This window comes from Bacillus massilinigeriensis, assembly GCF_900111815.1.
In the GTDB taxonomy this organism is placed as follows: Bacteria; Bacillota; Bacilli; order Bacillales; family Cytobacillaceae; genus Mesobacillus_C; species Mesobacillus_C mediterraneensis.
This window is the reverse complement of the sequence record NZ_LT630004.1, coordinates 2336965-2357247: the sequence shown is the minus strand read 5'-3', so window position 1 is coordinate 2357247 and position 20283 is coordinate 2336965. Positions and strand designations below refer to the sequence as shown.

16 protein-coding genes, 12 tRNA genes, 1 rRNA gene and 1 other annotated feature are annotated in these 20283 nt (G+C 41.7%); of the genes, 16 read left to right on the top strand and 13 right to left on the bottom strand.

Going from position 1 to position 20283, the window contains the following annotated elements:
• Positions 1 to 53: 53 nt before the first annotated feature.
• On the top strand, positions 54 to 2000 hold the full coding sequence (gene ltaS / locus BQ5796_RS12340; RefSeq protein WP_071461289.1) for a lipoteichoic acid synthase: 1947 nt from the start codon (positions 54 to 56) through the stop codon (positions 1998 to 2000).
• A gap of 198 nt (positions 2001 to 2198) precedes the next feature.
• Positions 2199 to 2639, top strand: coding sequence for a Dps family protein (locus tag BQ5796_RS12335; RefSeq protein WP_071460496.1), 441 nt, complete (start codon positions 2199 to 2201; stop codon positions 2637 to 2639).
• A gap of 47 nt (positions 2640 to 2686) precedes the next feature.
• On the opposite strand, the gene BQ5796_RS12330 is transcribed toward BQ5796_RS12335, so the two are convergent.
• From BQ5796_RS12330 to BQ5796_RS12320, 3 genes are all read right to left on the bottom strand, one after another.
• Positions 2687 to 2774: transfer RNA gene (locus BQ5796_RS12330), tRNA-Ser, on the bottom strand.
• Between the two features lie 12 nt (positions 2775 to 2786).
• Positions 2787 to 2857: transfer RNA gene (locus BQ5796_RS12325), tRNA-Gly, on the bottom strand.
• Between the two features lie 69 nt (positions 2858 to 2926).
• Positions 2927 to 3010: transfer RNA gene (locus tag BQ5796_RS12320), tRNA-Leu, on the bottom strand.
• Between the two features lie 240 nt (positions 3011 to 3250).
• Between BQ5796_RS12320 and BQ5796_RS12315 the strand changes: the two genes are divergently transcribed.
• Together BQ5796_RS12315 and BQ5796_RS12310 are read left to right on the top strand one after the other, a co-directional pair.
• Entirely contained in the window at positions 3251 to 5425 is a 2175-nt protein-coding gene (locus tag BQ5796_RS12315) for a malate synthase G (protein ID WP_071460495.1), read from the top strand.
• 27 nt (positions 5426 to 5452) lie between these two features.
• The gene (locus tag BQ5796_RS12310) at positions 5453 to 6226 is read left to right on the top strand and encodes an IclR family transcriptional regulator (protein ID WP_071460494.1); all 774 of its coding nucleotides are present in this window, start codon (positions 5453 to 5455) and stop codon (positions 6224 to 6226) included.
• Between the two features lie 127 nt (positions 6227 to 6353).
• On the opposite strand, the gene arcC is transcribed toward BQ5796_RS12310, so the two are convergent.
• The 7 genes from arcC to argR form a co-directional block, all read right to left on the bottom strand.
• The gene (gene arcC / locus BQ5796_RS12305; RefSeq protein WP_071461288.1) at positions 6354 to 7316 is read right to left on the bottom strand and encodes a carbamate kinase; all 963 of its coding nucleotides are present in this window, start codon (positions 7314 to 7316) and stop codon (positions 6354 to 6356) included.
• Between the two features lie 32 nt (positions 7317 to 7348).
• On the bottom strand, positions 7349 to 8764 hold the full coding sequence (gene arcD, locus BQ5796_RS12300; protein WP_071460493.1) for an arginine-ornithine antiporter: 1416 nt from the start codon (positions 8762 to 8764) through the stop codon (positions 7349 to 7351).
• 82 nt (positions 8765 to 8846) lie between these two features.
• The gene (argF, locus tag BQ5796_RS12295) at positions 8847 to 9848 is read right to left on the bottom strand and encodes an ornithine carbamoyltransferase (protein ID WP_071460492.1); all 1002 of its coding nucleotides are present in this window, start codon (positions 9846 to 9848) and stop codon (positions 8847 to 8849) included.
• Between the two features lie 25 nt (positions 9849 to 9873).
• Entirely contained in the window at positions 9874 to 11109 is a 1236-nt protein-coding gene (gene arcA, locus BQ5796_RS12290) for an arginine deiminase (protein WP_071461287.1), read from the bottom strand.
• Between the two features lie 341 nt (positions 11110 to 11450).
• Positions 11451 to 12113, bottom strand: a complete 663-nt coding sequence (locus tag BQ5796_RS12285; protein WP_071460491.1) for a hypothetical protein — start codon at positions 12111 to 12113, stop codon at positions 11451 to 11453.
• A gap of 120 nt (positions 12114 to 12233) precedes the next feature.
• Positions 12234 to 12923 carry a Crp/Fnr family transcriptional regulator gene (locus BQ5796_RS12280; RefSeq protein WP_083413109.1) on the bottom strand — a complete coding sequence of 230 codons (690 nt, stop codon included), beginning with the start codon at positions 12921 to 12923 and terminating at the stop codon, positions 12234 to 12236.
• Between the two features lie 26 nt (positions 12924 to 12949).
• Positions 12950 to 13399 carry an arginine repressor gene (gene argR, locus BQ5796_RS12275; protein WP_071460490.1) on the bottom strand — a complete coding sequence of 150 codons (450 nt, stop codon included), beginning with the start codon at positions 13397 to 13399 and terminating at the stop codon, positions 12950 to 12952.
• A 278-nt stretch (positions 13400 to 13677) separates the two neighbouring features.
• Here argR and BQ5796_RS12270 point away from each other — a divergent pair, with 278 nt between their 5' ends.
• Both BQ5796_RS12270 and BQ5796_RS12265 read left to right on the top strand, forming a co-directional pair.
• Positions 13678 to 14526, top strand: a complete 849-nt coding sequence (locus BQ5796_RS12270; protein ID WP_071460489.1) for a VOC family protein — start codon at positions 13678 to 13680, stop codon at positions 14524 to 14526.
• 398 nt (positions 14527 to 14924) lie between these two features.
• Entirely contained in the window at positions 14925 to 15710 is a 786-nt protein-coding gene (locus tag BQ5796_RS12265) for a TerC family protein (RefSeq protein ID WP_071460488.1), read from the top strand.
• Between the two features lie 143 nt (positions 15711 to 15853).
• Here BQ5796_RS12265 and BQ5796_RS12260 read toward each other — a convergent pair whose 3' ends face one another.
• On the bottom strand, positions 15854 to 16978 hold the full coding sequence (locus BQ5796_RS12260; protein ID WP_071460487.1) for a CAP domain-containing protein: 1125 nt from the start codon (positions 16976 to 16978) through the stop codon (positions 15854 to 15856).
• Positions 16979 to 17394: 416 nt separating this feature from the next.
• Here BQ5796_RS12260 and BQ5796_RS12255 point away from each other — a divergent pair, with 416 nt between their 5' ends.
• Positions 17395 to 17595 (top strand): cold-shock protein, encoded by a 201-nt coding sequence (locus BQ5796_RS12255; protein ID WP_071460486.1) that lies wholly within the window; start codon positions 17395 to 17397, stop codon positions 17593 to 17595.
• Positions 17596 to 17715: 120 nt separating this feature from the next.
• On the opposite strand, the gene BQ5796_RS12250 is transcribed toward BQ5796_RS12255, so the two are convergent.
• Positions 17716 to 17788, bottom strand: a tRNA-Ala gene (locus BQ5796_RS12250).
• 85 nt (positions 17789 to 17873) lie between these two features.
• On the bottom strand, positions 17874 to 18557 hold the full coding sequence (locus BQ5796_RS12245; RefSeq protein ID WP_071461285.1) for an MgtC/SapB family protein: 684 nt from the start codon (positions 18555 to 18557) through the stop codon (positions 17874 to 17876).
• A gap of 512 nt (positions 18558 to 19069) precedes the next feature.
• Positions 19070 to 19275, top strand: a sequence feature (23S ribosomal RNA rRNA prediction is too short).
• Between the two features lie 165 nt (positions 19276 to 19440).
• On the opposite strand from BQ5796_RS12245, the gene rrf reads away from it, so the two are divergent.
• From rrf to BQ5796_RS12195, 9 genes are all read left to right on the top strand, one after another.
• Positions 19441 to 19556 (top strand): 5S ribosomal RNA (rrf, locus tag BQ5796_RS12235).
• Between the two features lie 9 nt (positions 19557 to 19565).
• Positions 19566 to 19641 (top strand) — tRNA-Val (locus BQ5796_RS12230).
• Between the two features lie 25 nt (positions 19642 to 19666).
• Positions 19667 to 19742 (top strand) — tRNA-Thr (locus BQ5796_RS12225).
• A 7-nt stretch (positions 19743 to 19749) separates the two neighbouring features.
• Positions 19750 to 19825, top strand: a tRNA-Lys gene (locus BQ5796_RS12220).
• Positions 19826 to 19842: 17 nt separating this feature from the next.
• Positions 19843 to 19924, top strand: a tRNA-Leu gene (locus BQ5796_RS12215).
• 9 nt (positions 19925 to 19933) lie between these two features.
• Positions 19934 to 20008, top strand: a tRNA-Gly gene (locus BQ5796_RS12210).
• Positions 20009 to 20016: 8 nt separating this feature from the next.
• A tRNA-Leu gene (locus BQ5796_RS12205) sits at positions 20017 to 20105 on the top strand.
• A gap of 13 nt (positions 20106 to 20118) precedes the next feature.
• Positions 20119 to 20195: transfer RNA gene (locus BQ5796_RS12200), tRNA-Arg, on the top strand.
• Between the two features lie 5 nt (positions 20196 to 20200).
• A tRNA-Pro gene (locus BQ5796_RS12195) sits at positions 20201 to 20277 on the top strand.
• Positions 20278 to 20283 lie beyond the last annotated feature (6 nt).

Below are 20283 nucleotides of genomic sequence, written 5' to 3'. Positions count from 1 at the left end.
TGATAAATGGAACGAATAAAATGATATCTTCTAAAAATAAAGCAGGTGAAAAAATGAAAAGCTTTTTGAATAAAGAACAATTCAATATTAACAGCTACACTGGGTTTTTCTTTTTAGCCGTTGTCCTTATGTGGATTAAGACGTACTTTGTGCAGTTAACTCAATTTGATCTTGGTGTCGAAAGTGTGATGCAGCACTTTCTCCTTTTCCTGAATCCTCTTGGTTCTTCTGTCTTGTTCTTAGGGTTAGCATTATTCAGGAAAGGAAAGAAAAAATACTACTGGATATTGATTATCGATTTTATCCTGAGCTTTATCCTATATGCAAATGTTCTGTATTACAGATTTTTTAATGATTTTATTACTTTGCCAACAGTTACACAAACAGAGAATTTTGGTGATGTGAGCGGCAGTGTCATTTCGCTTGTTAAGCCGATGGATATCCTGCTGTTTGTTGATTTTGTATTGTTGGTGGCTCTTTTCCTGAGTCGCAAGATTACAATTGATTCATCGTCTTTCCATCGAAAAAAGGCGATGGCAGTTATTCTTGTTGCGTTTGCAATCTCAACAGTTAATCTTGGACTTGCAGAGAAGGATCGCCCGCAGCTTCTGAAAAGGACTTTCGATCGTAATTATATTGTCAAGTACCTCGGTATGTTCAACTATACAATTTACGATGCAGTGCAAAGCACAAAGGCTTCTGCCCAAAGGGTTATGGCGGACAGCAGTGACATAACAGAAGTAATCAATTTCACCCAGTCACAGTATGCAGAGCCTAATCCGAAATATTTTGGTGCAGCTAAAGGGAAGAACGTCATTTATTTGCATCTTGAATCCATGCAGAACTTCTTGATAAATTACAAAATTAACGGAGAGGAAGTCACTCCTTTCCTGAATTCTTTAACAAGAGACCAAAACACCTTGTACTTTGATAATTTCTTCCATCAGACTGCACAAGGTAAGACAGCAGATGCTGAGTTTATGCTGGAGAATTCGTTGTTTGGTCTTCCACAGGGGTCGGCTTTTACTACAAAAGGTTTGAACACCTATCAGGCTGCTCCTGCAATACTTGGTCAAAAGGGGTACACATCCGCTGTATTTCATGGAAATACGAAATCATTCTGGAACCGTGATGAAATTTACAAGTCATTTGGTTATAATAAGTTTTTTGATTCCTCGTACTATGACATGAGCAGTGAGAATGTGGAAAACTACGGAATGAAGGATAAACCTTTCTTTAAAGAGTCCATTCCGTTGCTTTCAGAATTGCCTCAGCCGTTCTATACGAAATTTATTATGTTATCCAATCACTATCCTTATCCAATCGATGAAGAAGAAGCGACCATTGGACCGCATACAACTGGGGATAAATCAGTTGATTCCTATTTCCAGACAGCACGTTATTCCGACGAAGCTGTAAAGGAATTTTTCAACTATTTAAAGGAATCTGGTCTTTATGATAATTCGATTATTGTTATGTATGGTGACCACTATGGTATATCTGAAAACCATAATAAGGCGATGGAAACAGTGTTAGGCAAGGAAGTTACACCAACAGTTAACGCCGAATTGCAAGAGGTCCCGCTATTCATCCATATTCCAGGCGTTGAAGGCGGTACGATGCATCAGTATGGCGGGCAAATCGACTTGCTGCCAACACTTATGCATTTGTTGGGTATTGATACAAAGGATTATGTCCAATTCGGAACAGACCTGCTTTCTCCTAAGCACCGTGAAATTGTAACATTCCGTAACGGAAACTTTGTAACCCCTGAAGTAACATCGGTAAATGAAAAATATTATGATACAAAAACAGGTGAACCGCTAGAAAAAACGGAAGAAATGAGGCAGACGAAAGAGTTCGTTCAGCAGCAGCTAGAGCTTTCCGACAAGGTTGTAAACGGTGACCTTCTACGGTTCTATACCCCAGATAACTTCAAACCAATCGATCGTTCGGACTTTGATTATACAAATCCGGATGAAGACAAGGAAGAGAAATAACGAGAAAAGGGAGCTGCACTATGCCAGCTCCCTTTTTCTGCTTCTTATTTTAAATACATATGGGTTTTTTAACAAAACATTCAAAGCAAATTATCGGGTAAACATGAACAGTCTGTGAACTATTCGGATAGTGAGCCATTGGAGGGGATTAATAGACTATAATGATGTTGGAAAAATGTTCTAGAGGAGGATACAAAGATGAAAAATGAGTTAACACAAGCTGTCAACAAGCAAATTGCCAATTGGAGTGTGCTGTATATTAAACTGCATAACTATCATTGGTATGTAACGGGTTCTGAGTTCTTTACACTACATGCTAAATTCGAAGAACTGTATAACGAAGCAGGGCTTCATATTGATGAGCTTGCTGAACGTCTGCTTTCACTTGGGGACAAGCCTGTCGCAACCATGGCAGGTTGCCTGGAGATTTCATCAGTAAAAGAAGCAAAAGGTGAGGAGAATGCTTCCCAGATGGTAAAAATGATTGTAGAAGATTTTTCTACCATGATTGGAGAATTAAAGAATGCAATGGATATAGCGGAAGCGGCAAAAGACGAGACAACTGGGGATATGCTGCTTTCCATCCACTCTAGCCTTGAAAAGCATGTTTGGATGTTGAATTCTTTCCTCGGAAAATAAGCAATAAAAGCAGGCTGCCCGTATGATACAGGCAGCCTGCTTATTAGAGGAGAAGATGAGATTCGAACTCACGCGACGGTTGCCCGCCCTAGCGCATTTCGAGTGCGCCCCCTTGAACCACTTGGGTACTTCTCCAAATGAGTTCCGAGCGGGTGAGGGGAATCGAACCCCCGTCGTCAGCTTGGGAAGCTGAAATTCTACCATTAAACTACACCCGCATGGATTATATAGAAAATTTGAAAGACAGGAACGGTTTCCGAAGCACGGTACCGATCCTGTCTGGGAAATGCGGATGAGAGGACTTGAACCTCCACGGTGTTGCCACCACTAGAACCTGAATCTAGCGCGTCTGCCGATTCCGCCACACCCGCAAGCTTAAATGACGATAAAAAAATTATACCATAAAAGTATTGCAGTGTCATATTTTTTTGTGGCAAAGTGGTGAGAAACAACAATTTTTACTAGGTTCAATGTGTTGCGATTTTTTGTTTTTATTGGAATTTTCAATCAATAGTGTTATGCTTTTTATATAGAAAATAGAAACGCTGTTGCGTAATAGGAAACAGGTGAAGAATCGCAGACCTCATTTTTAAAAAACAGGAGGAAAAAGAATGTCCGAATATGTTACATCGGGAAGCCTGAAGGTAGACAAAACGCTTTATGACTTTATTAACAGTGAGGTCCTTCCGGGGAGTGGAGTGGAACAGCAAAATTTTTGGGATGGATTCAGCAGAATTGTCAGCGAATTAACTCCTCTGAATCGCGGATTGATTAGAAAAAGGGAAAGCATCCAAAGAGAAATCGATGATTGGCACCGAGATAACCCTTCTTACAATTTCAAGGATTATAAAAACTTCCTTGAAAATATCGGATATTTGGAACCGCAAGTTCCAGATTTTGAGATTGATACAGTGAACGTAGATGATGAAATCGCATTGCAGGCAGGACCTCAGCTTGTTGTCCCAGTCAATAACGCGCGCTATGCAATCAATGCGGCTAATGCTCGATGGGGAAGCCTTTACGATGCCTTGTATGGAACGGATGCTATCAGTGAGGAGGACGGCGCTGAGCGCGGCCTGGGATATAACGAGAAAAGAGGAAAGAAAGTCATTGGGTATGGTCGCAATTTCCTTGATAAGGCTGTACCGTTAAAAGAAGCTTCCCATCAGGATGTTGCAGCATACAAGATTGCCGGCGGGCAGTTGCTTGTACTTTTAGCAGATGGGAGCGAAACAGGACTGGAGAACCCTCGAAAATTGAGAGGCTATAGAGGAACGCCGGAAGCACCAACCGCTATTCTATTGCAAAATAATGGGCTGCATTTCGAAATCTTAATCGACCGGCTCCATTCAATTGGGAGGACGGATTTGGCAGGAGTAAAGGATATACTTGTCGAATCTGCATTAACAGCGATCATGGATTGCGAGGATTCTGTTGCAGCTGTTGATGCTGAAGATAAGGTGCTCGTTTACCGCAACTGGCTCGGATTAATGAAAGGCGATATCTCCGCTCAGTTCAGGAAAGGCGGCAAGGAGATGACAAGGGTATTAAACCCTGACAGGGATTATCTTTCACCTGAAGGAACCCCTTTTACCTTGAAGGGCCGTGCATTGATGTTCAGTAGGAATGTCGGGCATTTGATGACAACGAATGCTGTCCTTGATGAAAATAAGGAAGAAGTGTTCGAAGGAATATTGGACGGAGTGGTAACAAGCCTCATTGGGAAACATACCATCCTTGGTACTGGAAGCTTTCAAAACTCTTCTCAAGGCTCTATTTACATCGTAAAACCAAAGATGCATGGGTCGGAAGAAGTAAGATTTGCAAACTTGTTGTTTGATAGGATCGAAGACTTGCTTGGTTTGGAGCGCCATACAATAAAAATAGGTGTAATGGATGAAGAGCGAAGAACTTCCCTTAACTTAAAGGCATGCATCCGTGAAGTAAAATCAAGAATTGTCTTTATTAATACAGGATTCCTTGACCGTACCGGAGATGAAATTCATACCTCGATGGAAGCAGGCCCGATGGTTCGGAAAAATGAAATGAAATCATCCAAATGGCTTTCTGCATATGAAAAATCCAATGTTCTGACGGGGCTTGCTGCTGGATTTTGCAAAAGCGCCCAAATTGGAAAAGGAATGTGGGCAATGCCGGATAGGATGAAGGCAATGATGGAGGAAAAAATCAACCATTTATATACCGGAGCTAATACGGCTTGGGTCCCATCCCCTACTGCTGCTACACTCCATGCATTGCACTATCATTCTGTTTCTGTTAAGGATGTGCAGGAAAGGCTCTCTGGGAGCAAGGAAGATTGTCGCGATGAAATATTGTCTGTTCCTCTGGCTACAAAGGCAGAATGGAATCAGAAAGAGATTCAGGAGGAACTGGACAACAATGCTCAAGGGATACTTGGCTATGTTGTTCGCTGGGTAGAGCAGGGGATCGGATGTTCAAAAGTCCCGGATATCCATGATGTTGGCTTGATGGAAGACAGGGCAACATTAAGGATATCCAGCCAGCATATGGCAAATTGGCTGCTTCATGGCATTGTGACGAAGGAACAGGTAGAAGAAACAATGAAACGGATGGCAGCGGTCGTGGATCGTCAGAACGCAGGTGATCCAGCTTATAGGCCGATGGCAAAAGACTTTGATGCTTCTATTGCTTTCCAGGCGGCTTGTGAGCTTGTATTTGAAGGTGCACGTCAGCCCAACGGCTATACAGAGCCGATCCTGCATCGCCGCAGGTTAGAAGCGAAAAAAAAGTTTGCACTACAGTGATAGAAATGAAAAACCGGGGGTAGCGGTGTGGATAGAGAGAATTCCGTCAAGTCTGTTGCCAGAGCACTAGACATCATTGAAATTGTCAGCAGGAAGGAAAGCGGTTTCGGCGTTACTGAAATTGCAAACAAAATGGATATGAACAAAAGCTCTGTTCATCGGACTCTCTCGACTTTATTGCAGTTTGGCTATGTCCATCAGGATACAGAAACGGGAAAATACAGGTTGGGATACAAATTTCTCGATTTAGGTTCAAGGCTTCTAGATTCCTTAGACTTAAGAACTGAAGCGAAGCCCTACCTGCTTGAACTTGGTAAGAGCACAAACGAAGTCATTCATCTTGTAGTCCATGAACAGGGAGAAGTCGTATACATTGAAAAGCTGGAGGGAAATGAAACGCTCAGAATGCATTCAAAGGTAGGTAGACATGCCCCGATGCATTGCACATCTGTCGGGAAAGCTATCATGGCTTTCCTGTCAGAGAAAGAAACTCAGAGCATACTGAAAGAGAAGGGCATGAAGAGGCATACCGAGAGTACGATAATCGATGAGGTACAGCTATTGAACGAATTGAAAAAGATTCGTCAAGACGGATGTGCCCTGGATATGGAAGAAAACGAGCCAGGAATCGTATGTATCGCCGTTCCTGTCTTTGACTACTTCGGAAAGGCAATCGGTGCTGTAAGTGTTTCCGGTCCTGCAATGAGAATGACGACTGAAAAGCTCCAGTTGCTTAAAGAGAAAATGAAGATAATTGGTTCAAAGATATCTTTTGCATTGGGATATAGAGAAGAGGAATAACAACAATACAAATCAGCCGTTGCTACAAAAGCTGCATCGTTGAAACAAGTCCGACTGTGAAAGACCTTAATAATAAATAATAAAAAAACCCGGGTAGTTAGCACTATCCGGGTTCATCGTGTTATTATTATGCATAAACAGGAGCGCCTTTGATTGAAACGGCTGTTCCTGCTTCTCCTTCTAATGCACTGTATGCTTGTTCAAGGGAAGTGATGATCGTTTTTCGCTCTGCGCTTGTTGCTGCGAAGGCCATTGCAGCTTCAATCTTAGGAAGCATGCTTCCAGGAGCGAATTGACCTTCTTCGATGTATTTTTTAAGTTCTTCTATTGAAACATCTTCGAGTTTTTTCTGATTAGGCTTGTTGTAGTTCACATATACGTTGTCAACAGCAGTTAGGATGAGAAGTGCATCTGCATCTACAAGTTCAGCAAGTTTTTCGGATGCGAAGTCTTTGTCAATTACAGCTTCTACACCAGTATAGCCTTCTGCACCATCTACTACAGGGATACCGCCGCCTCCTGTGGAGATAACGATGTTTCCTGCTTCAACAAGAGAGCTGATAACGGAATGTTCTACGATGCCAACAGGTTTTGGAGAAGGAACGACTCTTCGCCAGCCGCGGCCTGCATCTTCTTTGAAAGATACTCCGGTTTCATTCATTACTCGTTTTGCTTCTTCTTCGCTGTAGAAAGGACCAATTGGTTTTGTTGGATTAGCAAATGCATTATCTTGCTTGTCAACGAGAACACGAGTTACGACAGTTACAACGTCTTTTTTGATGCCTTTTTCTCTCAAGGCTTTTTCCATTGCGTTTTGCATCCAGTAACCGATCATTCCTTGGCTCATTGCTCCGCAAGTATCGAGCGGCATTGCTGGATTCTTTTCGGAATCAGCAGCTTTCTGCTGAAGGAGGATATTTCCAACCTGAGGGCCGTTTCCATGTGAAATGATGATATCAATGCCATTTTCAATGAATGATGCCAGCTGGCGAGCTGTATCTTCCAAGGCTTTTTGCTGTGCCTGTGCAGATGCATCTCCAGATTGGATTGCGTTGCCGCCTAGTGCAATTACAACTTTTCTCCTTGACATGATGATGACCTCCAAATAGTTGTTTTTCAAAATCAAATATTAATCTCTCCCATTGCTAGCTGAACGATCGCAAGTATTGCAAGAGCAACAAAGGCGACGGCGATGATCAATTCAGGGCGGGTAAATACCGTTTTAGCTTTTGCTTCCTTTTGGATGCTACTGTAAACCAAAATGCCTGGTGCATATAGAAGCATTGTCAGAAGGAGGTAGTCTACTCCAGCAGCATAGATCATCCAGATGCCGTACACGCTGGCAATGATACCGACTGTAAGGTTTTTTGTTCTGTCGGCAAATGAGCTTTGCAGCGAGTGTTTGAATTGGTAGAACGCTGAGAAGGCATATGGAATTAAAATGGCAGATGACGCCAATGAAAACGCGAAATTATAAGCTTGATCTGTGACAAGGAAAGACAATAGAAATACTTGAATTAATCCGTTGCTAATCCATAAAGAATTGATTGGTGCACCGTTCTTGTTTTCTTTTGCAAACCATTTCGGGAACAGTCCGCTTTTTCCAGCAAGGAAAGGTATCTCTGATGCAAGAAGTGTCCAACCAAGCCATGCCCCAAGAACGGAAATGATGAGACCAAGGTTAATGAAGGTAGCGCCCCATTTTCCGACAACGCTTTCGAAAACGTAAGCCATTGATGGGTTATCGAGCTGTGCAACTTCCGGCCTGCTCATCATCCCGATGCTCATTAAAGAAATGATAATGTAGATGACCAATGTTCCTAAAAGACCGATAATGGTAGCTTTACCTACATCCTTTTTATCTTTTGCGCGGCTGGAAAGGACAACTGCCCCTTCAACACCGATGAATACCCAGAGGGTGACGAGCATGGTGCTCTTTACTTGGCTCATGACATCGCTAAATTCAAAGCCTCCGCCAGTACCCCAGAAATCATAAGTAAAAGTATCAAAATTAAATGCGAAAATGCCAACGATAATAAATAGGAAAACTGGTACAAGTTTTGCAATAGTAGTAATAAGGTTAACCAAGGCTGCTGATTGAACACCACGTAGAATCAACGCATGTACGAGCCATAGTAGAATACTTGCCCCGATAATCGATGCGACATTTTGTCCGCCTTTGAAAGTTGGGAAAAAGTAACCAATGGAAGAAAACAGAAGTGTGGCATAGGCTACGTTGCCAAGCCAGGCTGAGAACCAGTAACCCCATGCGCTGTTAAAACCCATGAATCTTCCGAAACCTGCGGTTGCGTAGCTGAAAATGCCGCCTTCCAAATCCGGACGTTTATCTGTCAAGTTTTGGAAAGATAATCCAAGAGCAATGATACCGACACCAGTGATGACCCAGCCAAGAACGATCGCTCCAGCTGAAGCTCCGCCTGCCATATCTGTCGCTAGGTTGAAAGCTCCGCCGCCAATCATTGAGCCAACAACGATAGCAATGAGTGAGAACAACCCTAATTTTTTTTCTTCAGACATTCACTTTGCACTCCTTTAAGTTGTTTAGAAAGAAAGCAAGGGAGAAGAGAATTTATCCCTTCTCCGCTTGTCATTTTCTTTATTACAGGTTGCCAAGTGTAGCAGCCATGACAGCTTTGATCGTGTGCATCCTGTTTTCTGCCTGGTCGAACACTTTAGAGTGATTGCTACGGAAAACTTCATCAGTAACTTCCATTTCAGGAAGGCCATGTTTTTCGTTGATGTCGCGGCCGTATGCAGTTTCAAGATCGTGAAAAGCTGGCAGGCAGTGCAGGAAAATCATGTCGTTATTGCCTGTTTTCTTCACCATTTCCATGTTCACTTGGTATGGTGATAGAAGAGAAATCCTTTCTGCGAACTTGTCTTCTTCACCCATCGATACCCAGACATCGGTGTAAATGACGTCTGCACCAGCAACTGCTTCATCCACATTGCTTGTGATTGTCACTTTGCCGCCAGATTGTGCTGCATACTCTTTAGCAAGTTCCACTACATCTTGCTCTGGGAACAGAGACTCGGGACTTGCAATTCTTACGTCCATACCAACGAGTGCGCCCCCTACTAGAAGGCTGTTTGCTACGTTGTTACGGCCATCGCCAACATAGACAAATTTGATTCCTTCAAGCTTGCCGAAGTTCTCTTTAACTGTAAGGAAGTCAGCAAGAGTTTGGGTTGGATGCCACATGTCAGTTAGACCGTTCCATACTGGCACGCCAGAATGTTCTGCAAGCATTTGAACCTTCTTATGCTCGAAGCCGCGGAATTCGATTCCATCGAACATTCTGCCAAGAACTTTTGCAGTATCTTCGATAGATTCTTTTTTTCCAAGTTGGATGTCATCTTTTCCAAGGTACTCAGGGTGTGCACCAAGATCGATACAAGCTACTGTGAAAGCACAGCGAGTTCTCGTAGACGGTTTCTCGAAAAGAAGTGCAATGTTTTTGCCTTCAAGATGGCGGTGAGTGATGCCTTTTTTCTTTTCATCTTTTAATTTTTCAGCAAGCTCTATGAATGTTAGGAATTCTTCACGGCTGAATTCTTTTTCAGCGAGGAAGCTTCTACCTTTTAGTGTTGTGAAATCCATTGTGCATCTCTCCTATTATTAAATCTTATTTCAAGTTTTCGCGTACGATTGGCATGCTCATGCAACGTGGGCCCCCACGACCGCGAGACAACTCTGAGCTGAGAACTTCGATAACTTCAATGCCATGTTGGCGAAGCAATTCATTAGAGATATAGTTACGGTCGTATGTGACTACAACGCCTGGAGCGATAGCCAATGTATTGGAACCATCATTCCACTGTTCACGGGATGCTGCGATTTCATCTCCGCCACCGCAAGGGATTAGGACAAGTTCGCTTAGGCCAAGAACTTCTTTCAATGCTTCTTGAAGGTTATTACGATGAGTAATGCTTACAGTTTCTTCCGTTTCGCCTTTTTCAAGGATGTAAACATTCATCTCACCTTTAGAGTCTTGGATTTCTGGATGAATGGTGAATTTATCGTAATCTACCATTGTGAATACTGTGTCAAGGTGCATGAATGCACGGCATTTTGGAATCTCAACAGCAACAACTTTCTTAATGGAGTTTTGCTTTTTAAACAGGTTCACTGCTAATTTTTCAATTGCTTTAGCAGATGTACGAGCAGATACACCGATTGCAACTACCTCATCGCTAAGTACGAGTTCGTCTCCACCCTCAATGCTGAATCCGTAGTCACGATCGAGCCAAACTGGAACATCATGGCTTGCAAATCTAGGATGGTGTTTAATGATGTATTGCATGAACATAGATTCACGTTGTCTTGCAGGCTCTCTCATTTTATTGATAGAAAGTCCGTTGCCAATGCTTGCAGCAGGATCGCGAGTGAAGTAAAGGTTTGGCATTGGATCAAGATAGAATGGATAGTGGTCATCCATTAATTCATACAGGTGAGTTTTTTTCCTGGTGTCGATTTCCTTTTTCAGGACGCCGCCCATGATTTTGTCAACCATTTCTTGTGTAGAGAATGAAAGCAAGTATTCTTTTAAAGTTGCAGTAGCGCCATTAGCGCTCATTTGGCTTTCTGCAAGCATTTCATCAAGAAATTGATTTTTGATATCGCTGTTGCTGAGTGTTTCACTAACAAGCTTTTCTAAGTAAAGAACTTCAATGCCTCTGTTTTTCAGAGTTTCAGCGAAGTAATCATGTTCTCTCTGGATGATAGGCAGATAAGGAATGTCATCGAACAATAGTCTTTGCAGATATTCCGGTGTAAGGTTTTCAACCTCTTTTCCGGGACGTTTCAGCATTACCGTTCTTAGTGTTCCAATTTCAGAGGTGACGTTGATCGGATGTTTCAAAGACTTGTCTGAGGCTTTGTTTGCCATTTCGATTGTACTGTTCATAATTGTCTTTCCTCCTTATGTAGAATCCTTGCTACACCTTTATTCTACGAGATGAAAACGCTTAATTTTGTTAGCCTCCTTACAATTCGAGTGTTAAAATCCTTACACTTTTTTGCTCGTGGTATAAGAACCTATGAATAAATATTGTGGTTTTCATAGAGTATAGGGGAATAGAAACGATGATTAACGAATAATGACTGTATATATACAAAAAAACGTATACAAAGTTCCACTATTGAGAAAATTCCGAATAACAAAGAAAAAACCTTGATAACATTGTTATCAAGGTTAATCTACTATTCCGCCAAACGTATGAATGCGATGTCTGGGGCTTTACCTTTTAAAAGTCTTTCAGATTGTTCTTTGTCTAAATCATTGGTAGAAAGGGCTAGCGATACTACTCTTTCCTGTCGAGCCGGCAAATGAACCGGAGTCCTTATTGCCATATTAGGAGTACCTTCGATTTCACGTGGCACTCCAACCTCCAGCTTCTGAGGCATGTGCTGATAGTTCTTTAAGACAACATTGCAAAGGATCGTGTAGTTATCCTCATCATATTGGCATGAGCTTTTATCTTTCACATATTCAACGGCATATACTCCGCTCTTTCCGGAAAAAGAATAGGTCTTGGCTGCAGCAGCAATGGTGTGATTGACAAGCGGGGAAGCGCCTAAAAGGAGAATTCCGATGAAGAGAATCTCAAATTTCCTATATATTCTATAATACTCTTGCCTCTCTTCTTTCATCCATATAGAGAACATGAGGATTCCTGCTGCTTGAATGGCTGCGGCGAGGATTGGGATGTATGGGATATTTCTTTCTGAAAGGATTGTATCAATCGCAGTTCCATTAAATAGATAAGATCCAAATGTTCCCCGACTCCCCGGCAACTGAATGAGCAGGGATAGCCCGAATACAAATAAGGCAGCACCAAGGACATTGTAGTTTACTTTCGTCATGACATCCCCCTTTGGAAAAATGTTGGTTATTTTATGTCTATTATATGAACATCCAAAGGGCATTACAACTTTCCTGCCCATAAAAAAAGCGCCAATGTTTGGCGCGCGAGTAAAGCTAGGTTAATGGAAAGCGTCTTCAAAATATTGCGGATTGTGAATTCTAATTTTTTTCTCGCAGACGGAAATGATATTTTCCTTTTTTAATTGATTCATAAGCAGACTGACAGTCTCCCGGGTGGTACCGGATATTTTGGAAATTTTAGATGCTGTCAGGGGGCATGGGATGATTATTTCATTTCCATCCTTTTCCCCCAGATCTTCCATAAGGAATTGAAGGGAGTGAAGGACTCTATCCTGTGCATTTGGGATAACAATTTTTTGTACTCTTTTTTGGTGTGAAGAAAGGACAACGGAAAGTTTGGTGATGATGTTCATAAGCAGTTTGGGGTTAGATTTCACCATTTCTTCTAAGACTTTTACCTGAATAAAATACACCTTTATGTCTGTTACAGCAATAGCTGTATGCTGATAGTATTTATCGTTGAAGAATCCAGCAAGAGGGAACATTTGGTCATGCTTGACGAAATCGAGGTAAAGCATACTACCTTCCTCATTGCCGATTTCAAACATGACATAGCCCTCCTGTAAAAAGAAGATTTTATCGCGAGGGTCTCCTTCCATAAAGAGGTATTGGTTTTTCTTATACGTTCTGCTGAATATGTATGGTTTAAATTTATCCAACGTTTTTTCATTGAGGGTGGAAAAGAGATCGAATTGATTCAAATTGCCAATTGTTTCTGATTGCAACAAACTGAACACTCCTTCCTAAAACTCTTTTAGCCAAGGGGATTTGCGAGCTTCATAAATTCTCTCGCAGCCTCGGGGGATCTAAAAATGATAAGGCATGTGTCATTACCGCAAATTGTACCTGCTTTCCCTTCAATTTCTATGCCATCTAGAATAACTCCAAATGCATGGGCATGACCTGGCAGTGTTTTGAGGATGACAAAATAGTGGACTGCTTCAATGCTAACCATAGAGTCTTTTACTTTTTGGTGGAACTTGTCCATTGTGTAGTAGTCCTGGTCCATCTTGAAACTATATTTAAATCCCCCATTTTTCCCGGGAATTTTAATGAGTCTTAACGACCGCAAATCCCTCGAAATGGTAGCCTGGGTGACATCAAGGCCTTTCTTGTAAAGTATGGATGCTAGTTCTTCTTGGGTTTTAATCTCGTTTTCTGAGATTATTTCCTTGATAAGTTTTAAACGCATCTCTTTTTTCATGGTAACGGCTCTCTTTCCTAAGTTAAGTTTTCTCCTATTCCCATAATATTAGCAAAAGTGATAGAATTACATATATAAAAGGTGAACTTATTATGAACTATTGTGACAAAGCTGTTTTACTGCTATGTAACTGTAAACAAATAGACATATATTTAGTACGCGGAATTTTCTTTAAGTCAGGAAGTCAAACTTCATTTAGTGTTGTTTCCTTGGTTTTTATTCATTACAATTGTACACTTTATAAAATAAAGTAACTATATAGGTGAGGTAAATATTTCATGATTTTTCATCAAAAACCAAATATGTATGTAGACGCTGTAGCATTAAAAGTGACTGATATTCATCGCAGTGTGGAGTTTTATACCGAAGTATTAGGTCTGAAGATCTTTGCGAGGGAGGAAGGTAAGGTTTACTTGTCAGCAGATGGAAGTAATCCAGTTGTTATCCTTGAATATCGCAGAGGGATTAAAGGAAAAGAGCATAATCGTGCGGGACTTTACCATTTTGCGTTATTGCTTCCGAGTCGGAAGGCCTTATCAACTTTTTTCAAGCATATAACTGCTACAGGATATCCGCTTCATGGTGCTTCCGATCACCTTGTCAGTGAAGCAATCTATCTTTCTGATCCGGACGGGAATGGAATTGAAGTTTATTGTGATAAACCTGTTTCAAGTTGGAATTGGCGAGATGGCATGGTTGAAATGGCTTCGCTGCCCCTGGATATGTCAGCTTTGCTGAAAGAAAACAGTGGAGCGGGGGAGAGGTTTTTATCGGAAGGAACGGTGCTTGGTCACATTCATTTACACGTTGCTGATTTAAAGGCATCGGAGCACTTTTATTGTGAGCTGCTGGGGTTTCAAGTGGTCAACCGTTATGGTAATGACGCTCTTTTTCTCTCAACGGGTAATTACCATCATCATATCGGGCTCAACACTTGGAATGGCAACGGAGTCCCTCCTGCCAGTGAAGAGAGTGCAGGAATGGAGCACTTTTCAATTGTTTTGAAAAACAATGAAGAATTTCATAGAGTGGAGAGAGTCTTTATGGAAAATAACGTTCCTTTCATAAAAAAGGAACAATCCATCATGGTGAAAGATCCATCCGGTATATCACTTTTGCTGAAGTAACAATAGACGGAAGATAGATTTAGATTTCCGTTAGTTTTTATTTTTCTTTACCAAAATGTTTTTTGCGGAATACATTGAAAATAAACAAAGCGCACTTATTGACATTTCACACCTTTGTTTTTATAATAACAACAAATGAATATTTTCCTTAAAGGGGAGTAGCTGTACAATAAAGTCGTCATTCCGGGACATGTCCCCGGCTTTATTGGCAACATAACGTTGTTAGCAAGACCTTTACTTAACGGTAAGGGTCTTTTTGTATGTTTTTGGCCTTTGCCGCGAGTGGTAAAGGCCTTTTGTATTGGTTAAGCTAGAAAGATTGACTATGAAAAAGGATCGCACTGCTCAAGCTGCAGCTTCATTTAAGGACCAGGAAAAAACTGAGGAGGAATTTATTAATGGATGTTTCAATGTTATTAGAGTACGGCTGGGTGCTGCTTGTCCTGGTGGTATTGGAAGGGTTGCTTGCGGCAGACAACGCGCTTGTACTCGCAATCATGGTCAAGGATCTTCCAGAGGAAAAACGAAAGAAAGCTTTGTTTTATGGATTGGCAGGGGCCTTCATCTTCCGCTTCGCTTCTTTATTCATCATTTCGTTCCTTGTAGATGTATGGCAGGTTCAGGCTATTGGTGCTGTTTACCTCCTGTTTATGTCGATCAACCATATTTTCAGGAAACTGGTGAAAGGGAAAGCAGAAGAGAAACCAAAAGATGCGAACAAGAAACCAGCAGGATTTTGGACTACGGTCATTAAAGTTGAGGTTGCAGATATTGCTTTCGCCGTTGATTCCATCTTAGCTGCAGTGGCTATGGCTGTTATGCTTCCAGATACACCTCTTCCAGCAATCGGTGGATTGGATGGCGGTAAATTTTTAGTTATTTTTGCCGGAGGCTTTATCGGCCTCATCATTATGAGGTTTGCGGCAAATATGTTTGTTAAGCTCCTTGAGCAAAGGCCGGGTTTGGAAATTGCCGCCTTCGCCATCGTCGGCTGGGTAGGGGTCAAACTTGCTGTCTATACACTTTCCCATCCATCGCTTGGTGTATTGTCTGAAGAGTTTTCGCACTCTACCGCATGGAAGGGCACTTTCTATGTTGTTTTAGTTGGAATTGCTGCAGCAGGATGGTTTTTGTCCAAAGATAAAGACGAGAGCAGCACAACAGAAAATTCAAGAATCTCTTGATAACAAAAAATCCATTCTTCTTTCCGGTATTTGGAAAGAGGAATGGATTTTATTTTTTCGGTTAAGTCCGTTATATGTTATTTCATTTGATTTCAATGTTTTTTCGTGCGGGGAGAGGGAGAAATCCCATCTTCCGAATGTTATCAATAACGCTTGGTATAGAAGTTTTCCGTATAATACGGCTGCCCATGCTGGTTAAATGAAACCCCTATTCCTAGTGACCGATACTCGGTGAGTAGAATGTTCTTTCTATGTCCTGGTGAATTCATTAGACCTTCATGGGCGAAAATAGCACTGTTCTGTCCGTATGCAAGGTTTTCTCCTGCTGTAGAAAAGGCAATTCCATCATCGGCCATTCTGTCAAAAGGAGATTCTCCCTCAAGGTTAGTATGGCTGAAAAAATTGTTCCTAGCCATATCCTTGCTGTGATTTAATGCGGTCATGCTAATTTTTTCGTCCCACTTTAACAAAGGCAGCTTTTTTTCTGAACGATCTGCATTCGTTAAATCGAAGAGCTGTTTTTCAAAACTAGCTTGTAAGTCCTTGCTAGTCTTGGCATAATAGCCGTTTTTTTGCTTTTCGAGTGAGTCGCTGATAATTTGGACTCCAGTAACCGTGTTTCCTTCTTGTTTGTCGTAGAAAATGGTGTAATAAGCTCCGTTGATTCGATATATTTCAAAACCGCTGTCAAAATCAAGCTTATAAAGTTTATTTCCCTTTCTAATTGTATCGAGCGCTTCTCCTAGCGCAGAATGTACCTCTGTTCTAGTACTCCCATGCTTTATACCTGATTGGGAAGAGATGATGTCGTGATTGGAATAAAGTCCGTTAACTTTTCCTGAAGAATCATAGCTTACCATCATGAAATTTTGAAAATGGTTGTGATAAGTATACCAATTGGAACCATATTCGTTTTTACTTATTCTCTTAGGTTTTCCAAGTTCTTCTTCGACACTTTGTTTTGACTGACCTAGTTCCACGTTATAGATAGAAATAACACCATTGGTGGGGGCTTTCAAATTAGGTTTGCTCTCTTCAGTTGGTGTAAAATCTGGTTGGGGTTTTTCGTTAAACAACAAAACGCTAAGTTGATATCTTAGGCTTTGGAATTCCTTGACAGTGGATTGAAACATATCCGGGAGTTTACCTATTATTTCTTCGCTGCTGTTTTTGAGTTTTTCAACAGGAGGAGCGGCGGTTTGCGTTTCAAATGATGATAGTGAAAAGAAAGCGAGTGTAAAGGTTATCAGAAGTGTGATGAATTTCATGATATCCCCTCTTTCTATTAAATTGGTACTTAATATAATATAGCCATGGACGATGGGATGTAAAAGTAATGAGTGTATTTTTGTCATTTTACCCTGGTAGTTCACCTCGTGAAACAGGAAGTCACTGGGAGATTCAGAAAGTGAAATGACATCAATGTTATCTTGTACTACAAAATATAATGCTTCCAACAAAATATAAAATATCTTCTTGAATTTGAGTAAAGAATAATGTGGGAAGATTGGCCCGTTTTAGCAAAAAAAGAAAAAAGTTATCCGGTATGCTTGCCTATTCGGGTATTTTCTGTTATTCTAAAAAAGAATTATTTTTGTTCGTTCGGATAGTTCACCTGAATATATCACTGAGAGCAAGAATAGTAACAAATGTGTGTATATACACACACCGGGAGGCAACAAACATGGAAAACGGTAAAGTAAAATGGTTTAACGCAGAAAAAGGCTTCGGCTTCATCGAGCGTGAAGGCGGAGAAGACGTATTCGTTCATTTCTCAGCTATTCAAGGTGAAGGCTTCAAATCTCTTGACGAAGGTCAAGAAGTATCTTTCGACGTTGAGCAAGGCGCTCGTGGACCACAAGCTGCTAACGTTGTAAAACTGTAATAACTAACTTTACAACTACAAACAGATCCTTCGGGGTCTGTTTTTTTTGTTTTGTTTTGCAGGAATTTAGTCATATCAAAAACAAAAACCCTTGCAGAATTCTGCAAGGGTTTTTGAGGATGGAGAATAGGGGGCTCGAACCCCTGACCTCTTGCATGCCATGCAAGCGCTCTCCCAGCTGAGCTAATCCCCCGTAACCTGATTGGCATCAGGTACAAGAAAGATTATAGCTTCTATCCTAATTTTCTGCAAGAGAAAAAACGAAATGCAGTTTGTAGCTATAAGCTTTCTATTTCGATACGTTCAATTCCTTCTATTAGTGAAATGGATTCATAAACATCAGTTGTTTTCCTGCGAATATCTACGGTTACAAGGAGCTGTATTTGCTGGTCACCGTCAGCAAGATCTTTAATGCGGACATTTTTTAAAGAAATCTTTTCTGTCTTAATTCGAGTAAGTATTTCGGCGATGCTATCTTTTCCTTTCACTCTAAATTCTAACATAATTTCTTTTTCCCTCAGCTGTCGAGGTCCTACCACGCTCATGAGAAAAGGCATAAACTCGACGCTGAAAATCAACAAGGCAACTCCAGCTATTGCTTCCATATAGAAGCCTGCGCCAACTGCGATGCCAATACCTGCTGCCCCCCAAATCATCGCGGCAGTCGTCAATCCAGAGATGGTATCATTCCCTCTTCGCAATATTACCCCAGCACCGAGAAAACCAATTCCGGAAACGATTTGGGCTGCCAGTCGAAGAGGGTCCATTGTAATGTTAACATCCTTATCCCCAGGGAACATGTAGGCAGATTCGCTTGAAACAATAGTTAAAAGACAACTGACAATAGAAATAACAAGGCTTGTCTTTAAGCCGACTGGCTTTCGTTTTAGTTCCCTCTCTAGCCCTATGACCAGACCAAGAAAGGCGGAAAGTCCCAGTCTCAGTAATACTTCTGCGTTTATTAGATGTACTTCCAAATTAAACCCACCTGACATTTTGATTTGAAAAACGGTATAAAAAATGCAGTTTTGCACTTAAATGATATTCTACCATCAAATTATGCTTTTCCGGTTTGTTTTAGCACATACCTTAATGAAAGGAATAGGAGCAGAATATTTTTATCCTATTCTAATGCTGTTCAAACCATTTCGTTTTCAAAAAAGTGGTTTGGACGAGATGGAAGTATGGGTATGCTTATCTTTTAAAAAGTATATTGCAAACATGTTCTAATCGTGGTATATTTATTATCGCTCCTGTTTTTGGGGTGCATTCCATTATTGAAGAAGACAAAAAAAATTTTGAAAAAAGTCTTTACAGTAATCAAGTAACATGTTATATTATTAAAGTCGCTTCGGCGGATGAAACGAAAATTGCTCTTTGAAAACTAAACAAACAAGCGTCAACAAACAATAATATGATGGTCACTGACCATCAGCCAACGTTTTATTTGATGAGCTAATCACTCACTCTTTTATGGAGAGTTTGATCCTGGCTCAGGACGAACGCTGGCGGCGTGCCTAATACATGCAAGTCGAGCGGGAAAGCATCTAAGCATGAAGCCCCCCTCAAGATGAGATTTCCCATAGCGTAAGCTAGTAAGATCCCTGAAAGATGATCAGGTTGATAGGTCAGAGGTGGAAGCGCGGTGACGTGTGGAGCTGACTGATACTAATCGATCGAGGACTTAACCAAAAAGAAAAGCGGAGGCGTAGAGCCGAAGCTGGACAATTAGGCATACTCATTCTTCTTTACCTTCTGAAACATACATTATCCAGTTTTGAGGGAATGAAATTTCTCTTGCAAAATTCCTAAAAGGCAGTATAATAATAAATGTCTTTAAAAATGTCTGGCGGCGATAGCGAGAAGGTCACACCCGTTCCCATACCGAACACGGAAGTTAAGCTTCTCAGCGCCGATGGTAGTTGGGGGTTTCCCCCTGTGAGAGTAGGACGCTGCCAGGCTGTTTATACGGAGGATTAGCTCAGCTGGGAGAGCATCTGCCTTACAAGCAGAGGGTCGGCGGTTCGATCCCGTCATCCTCCACCATTTTGGACATGTTCATTGTTCACTTGCCGGTGTAGCTCAATTGGTAGAGCAACTGACTTGTAATCAGTAGGTTGAGGGTTCGATTCCTTTCGCCGGCACCATTTGTACGAGCCATTAGCTCAGTTGGTAGAGCATCTGACTTTTAATCAGAGGGTCGAAGGTTCGAGTCCTTCATGGCTCACCATTTTTCAATAAACATATGCGGGTGTGGCGGAATTGGCAGACGCACCAGACTTAGGATCTGGCGCCGCGAGGCGTGGGGGTTCGACTCCCTTCACCCGCACTGTTTTTTGCGGAAGTAGTTCAGTGGTAGAATACAACCTTGCCAAGGTTGGGGTCGCGGGTTCGAATCCCGTCTTCCGCTCCATTGCTTTCGCCGGGGTGGCGGAACTGGCAGACGCACAGGACTTAAAATCCTGCGGTAGGTGACTACCGTACCGGTTCGATTCCGGTCCTCGGCACCATTTTTTCAAATATGCGCCCGTAGCTCAATTGGATAGAGCGTCTGACTACGGATCAGAAGGTTATGGGTTCGACTCCTTTCGGGCGCGCCATATTTCGGGAAGTAGCTCAGCTTGGTAGAGCACTTGGTTTGGGACCAAGGGGTCGCAGGTTCGAATCCTGTCTTCCCGACCATTTTGC

Bases quoted from the DNA above. Each gene is read 5' to 3' on its own strand.
- ltaS (WP_071461289.1), top strand. From the start codon at position 54: ATGAAAAGCTTTTTGAATAAAGAACAATTCAATATTAACAGCTACACT.
- BQ5796_RS12335 (WP_071460496.1), top strand. From the start codon at position 2,199: ATGAAAAATGAGTTAACACAAGCTGTCAACAAGCAAATTGCCAATTGG.
- BQ5796_RS12315 (WP_071460495.1), top strand. From the start codon at position 3,251: ATGTCCGAATATGTTACATCGGGAAGCCTGAAGGTAGACAAAACGCTT.
- arcC (WP_071461288.1), bottom strand. From the start codon at position 7,316: ATGTCAAGGAGAAAAGTTGTAATTGCACTAGGCGGCAACGCAATCCAA.
- arcD (WP_071460493.1), bottom strand. From the start codon at position 8,764: ATGTCTGAAGAAAAAAAATTAGGGTTGTTCTCACTCATTGCTATCGTT.
- argF (WP_071460492.1), bottom strand. From the start codon at position 9,848: ATGGATTTCACAACACTAAAAGGTAGAAGCTTCCTCGCTGAAAAAGAA.
- BQ5796_RS12285 (WP_071460491.1), bottom strand. From the start codon at position 12,113: ATGACGAAAGTAAACTACAATGTCCTTGGTGCTGCCTTATTTGTATTC.
- argR (WP_071460490.1), bottom strand. From the start codon at position 13,399: ATGAAAAAAGAGATGCGTTTAAAACTTATCAAGGAAATAATCTCAGAA.
- BQ5796_RS12270 (WP_071460489.1), top strand. From the start codon at position 13,678: ATGATTTTTCATCAAAAACCAAATATGTATGTAGACGCTGTAGCATTA.
- BQ5796_RS12265 (WP_071460488.1), top strand. From the start codon at position 14,925: ATGGATGTTTCAATGTTATTAGAGTACGGCTGGGTGCTGCTTGTCCTG.
- BQ5796_RS12260 (WP_071460487.1), bottom strand. From the start codon at position 16,978: ATGAAATTCATCACACTTCTGATAACCTTTACACTCGCTTTCTTTTCA.
- BQ5796_RS12255 (WP_071460486.1), top strand. From the start codon at position 17,395: ATGGAAAACGGTAAAGTAAAATGGTTTAACGCAGAAAAAGGCTTCGGC.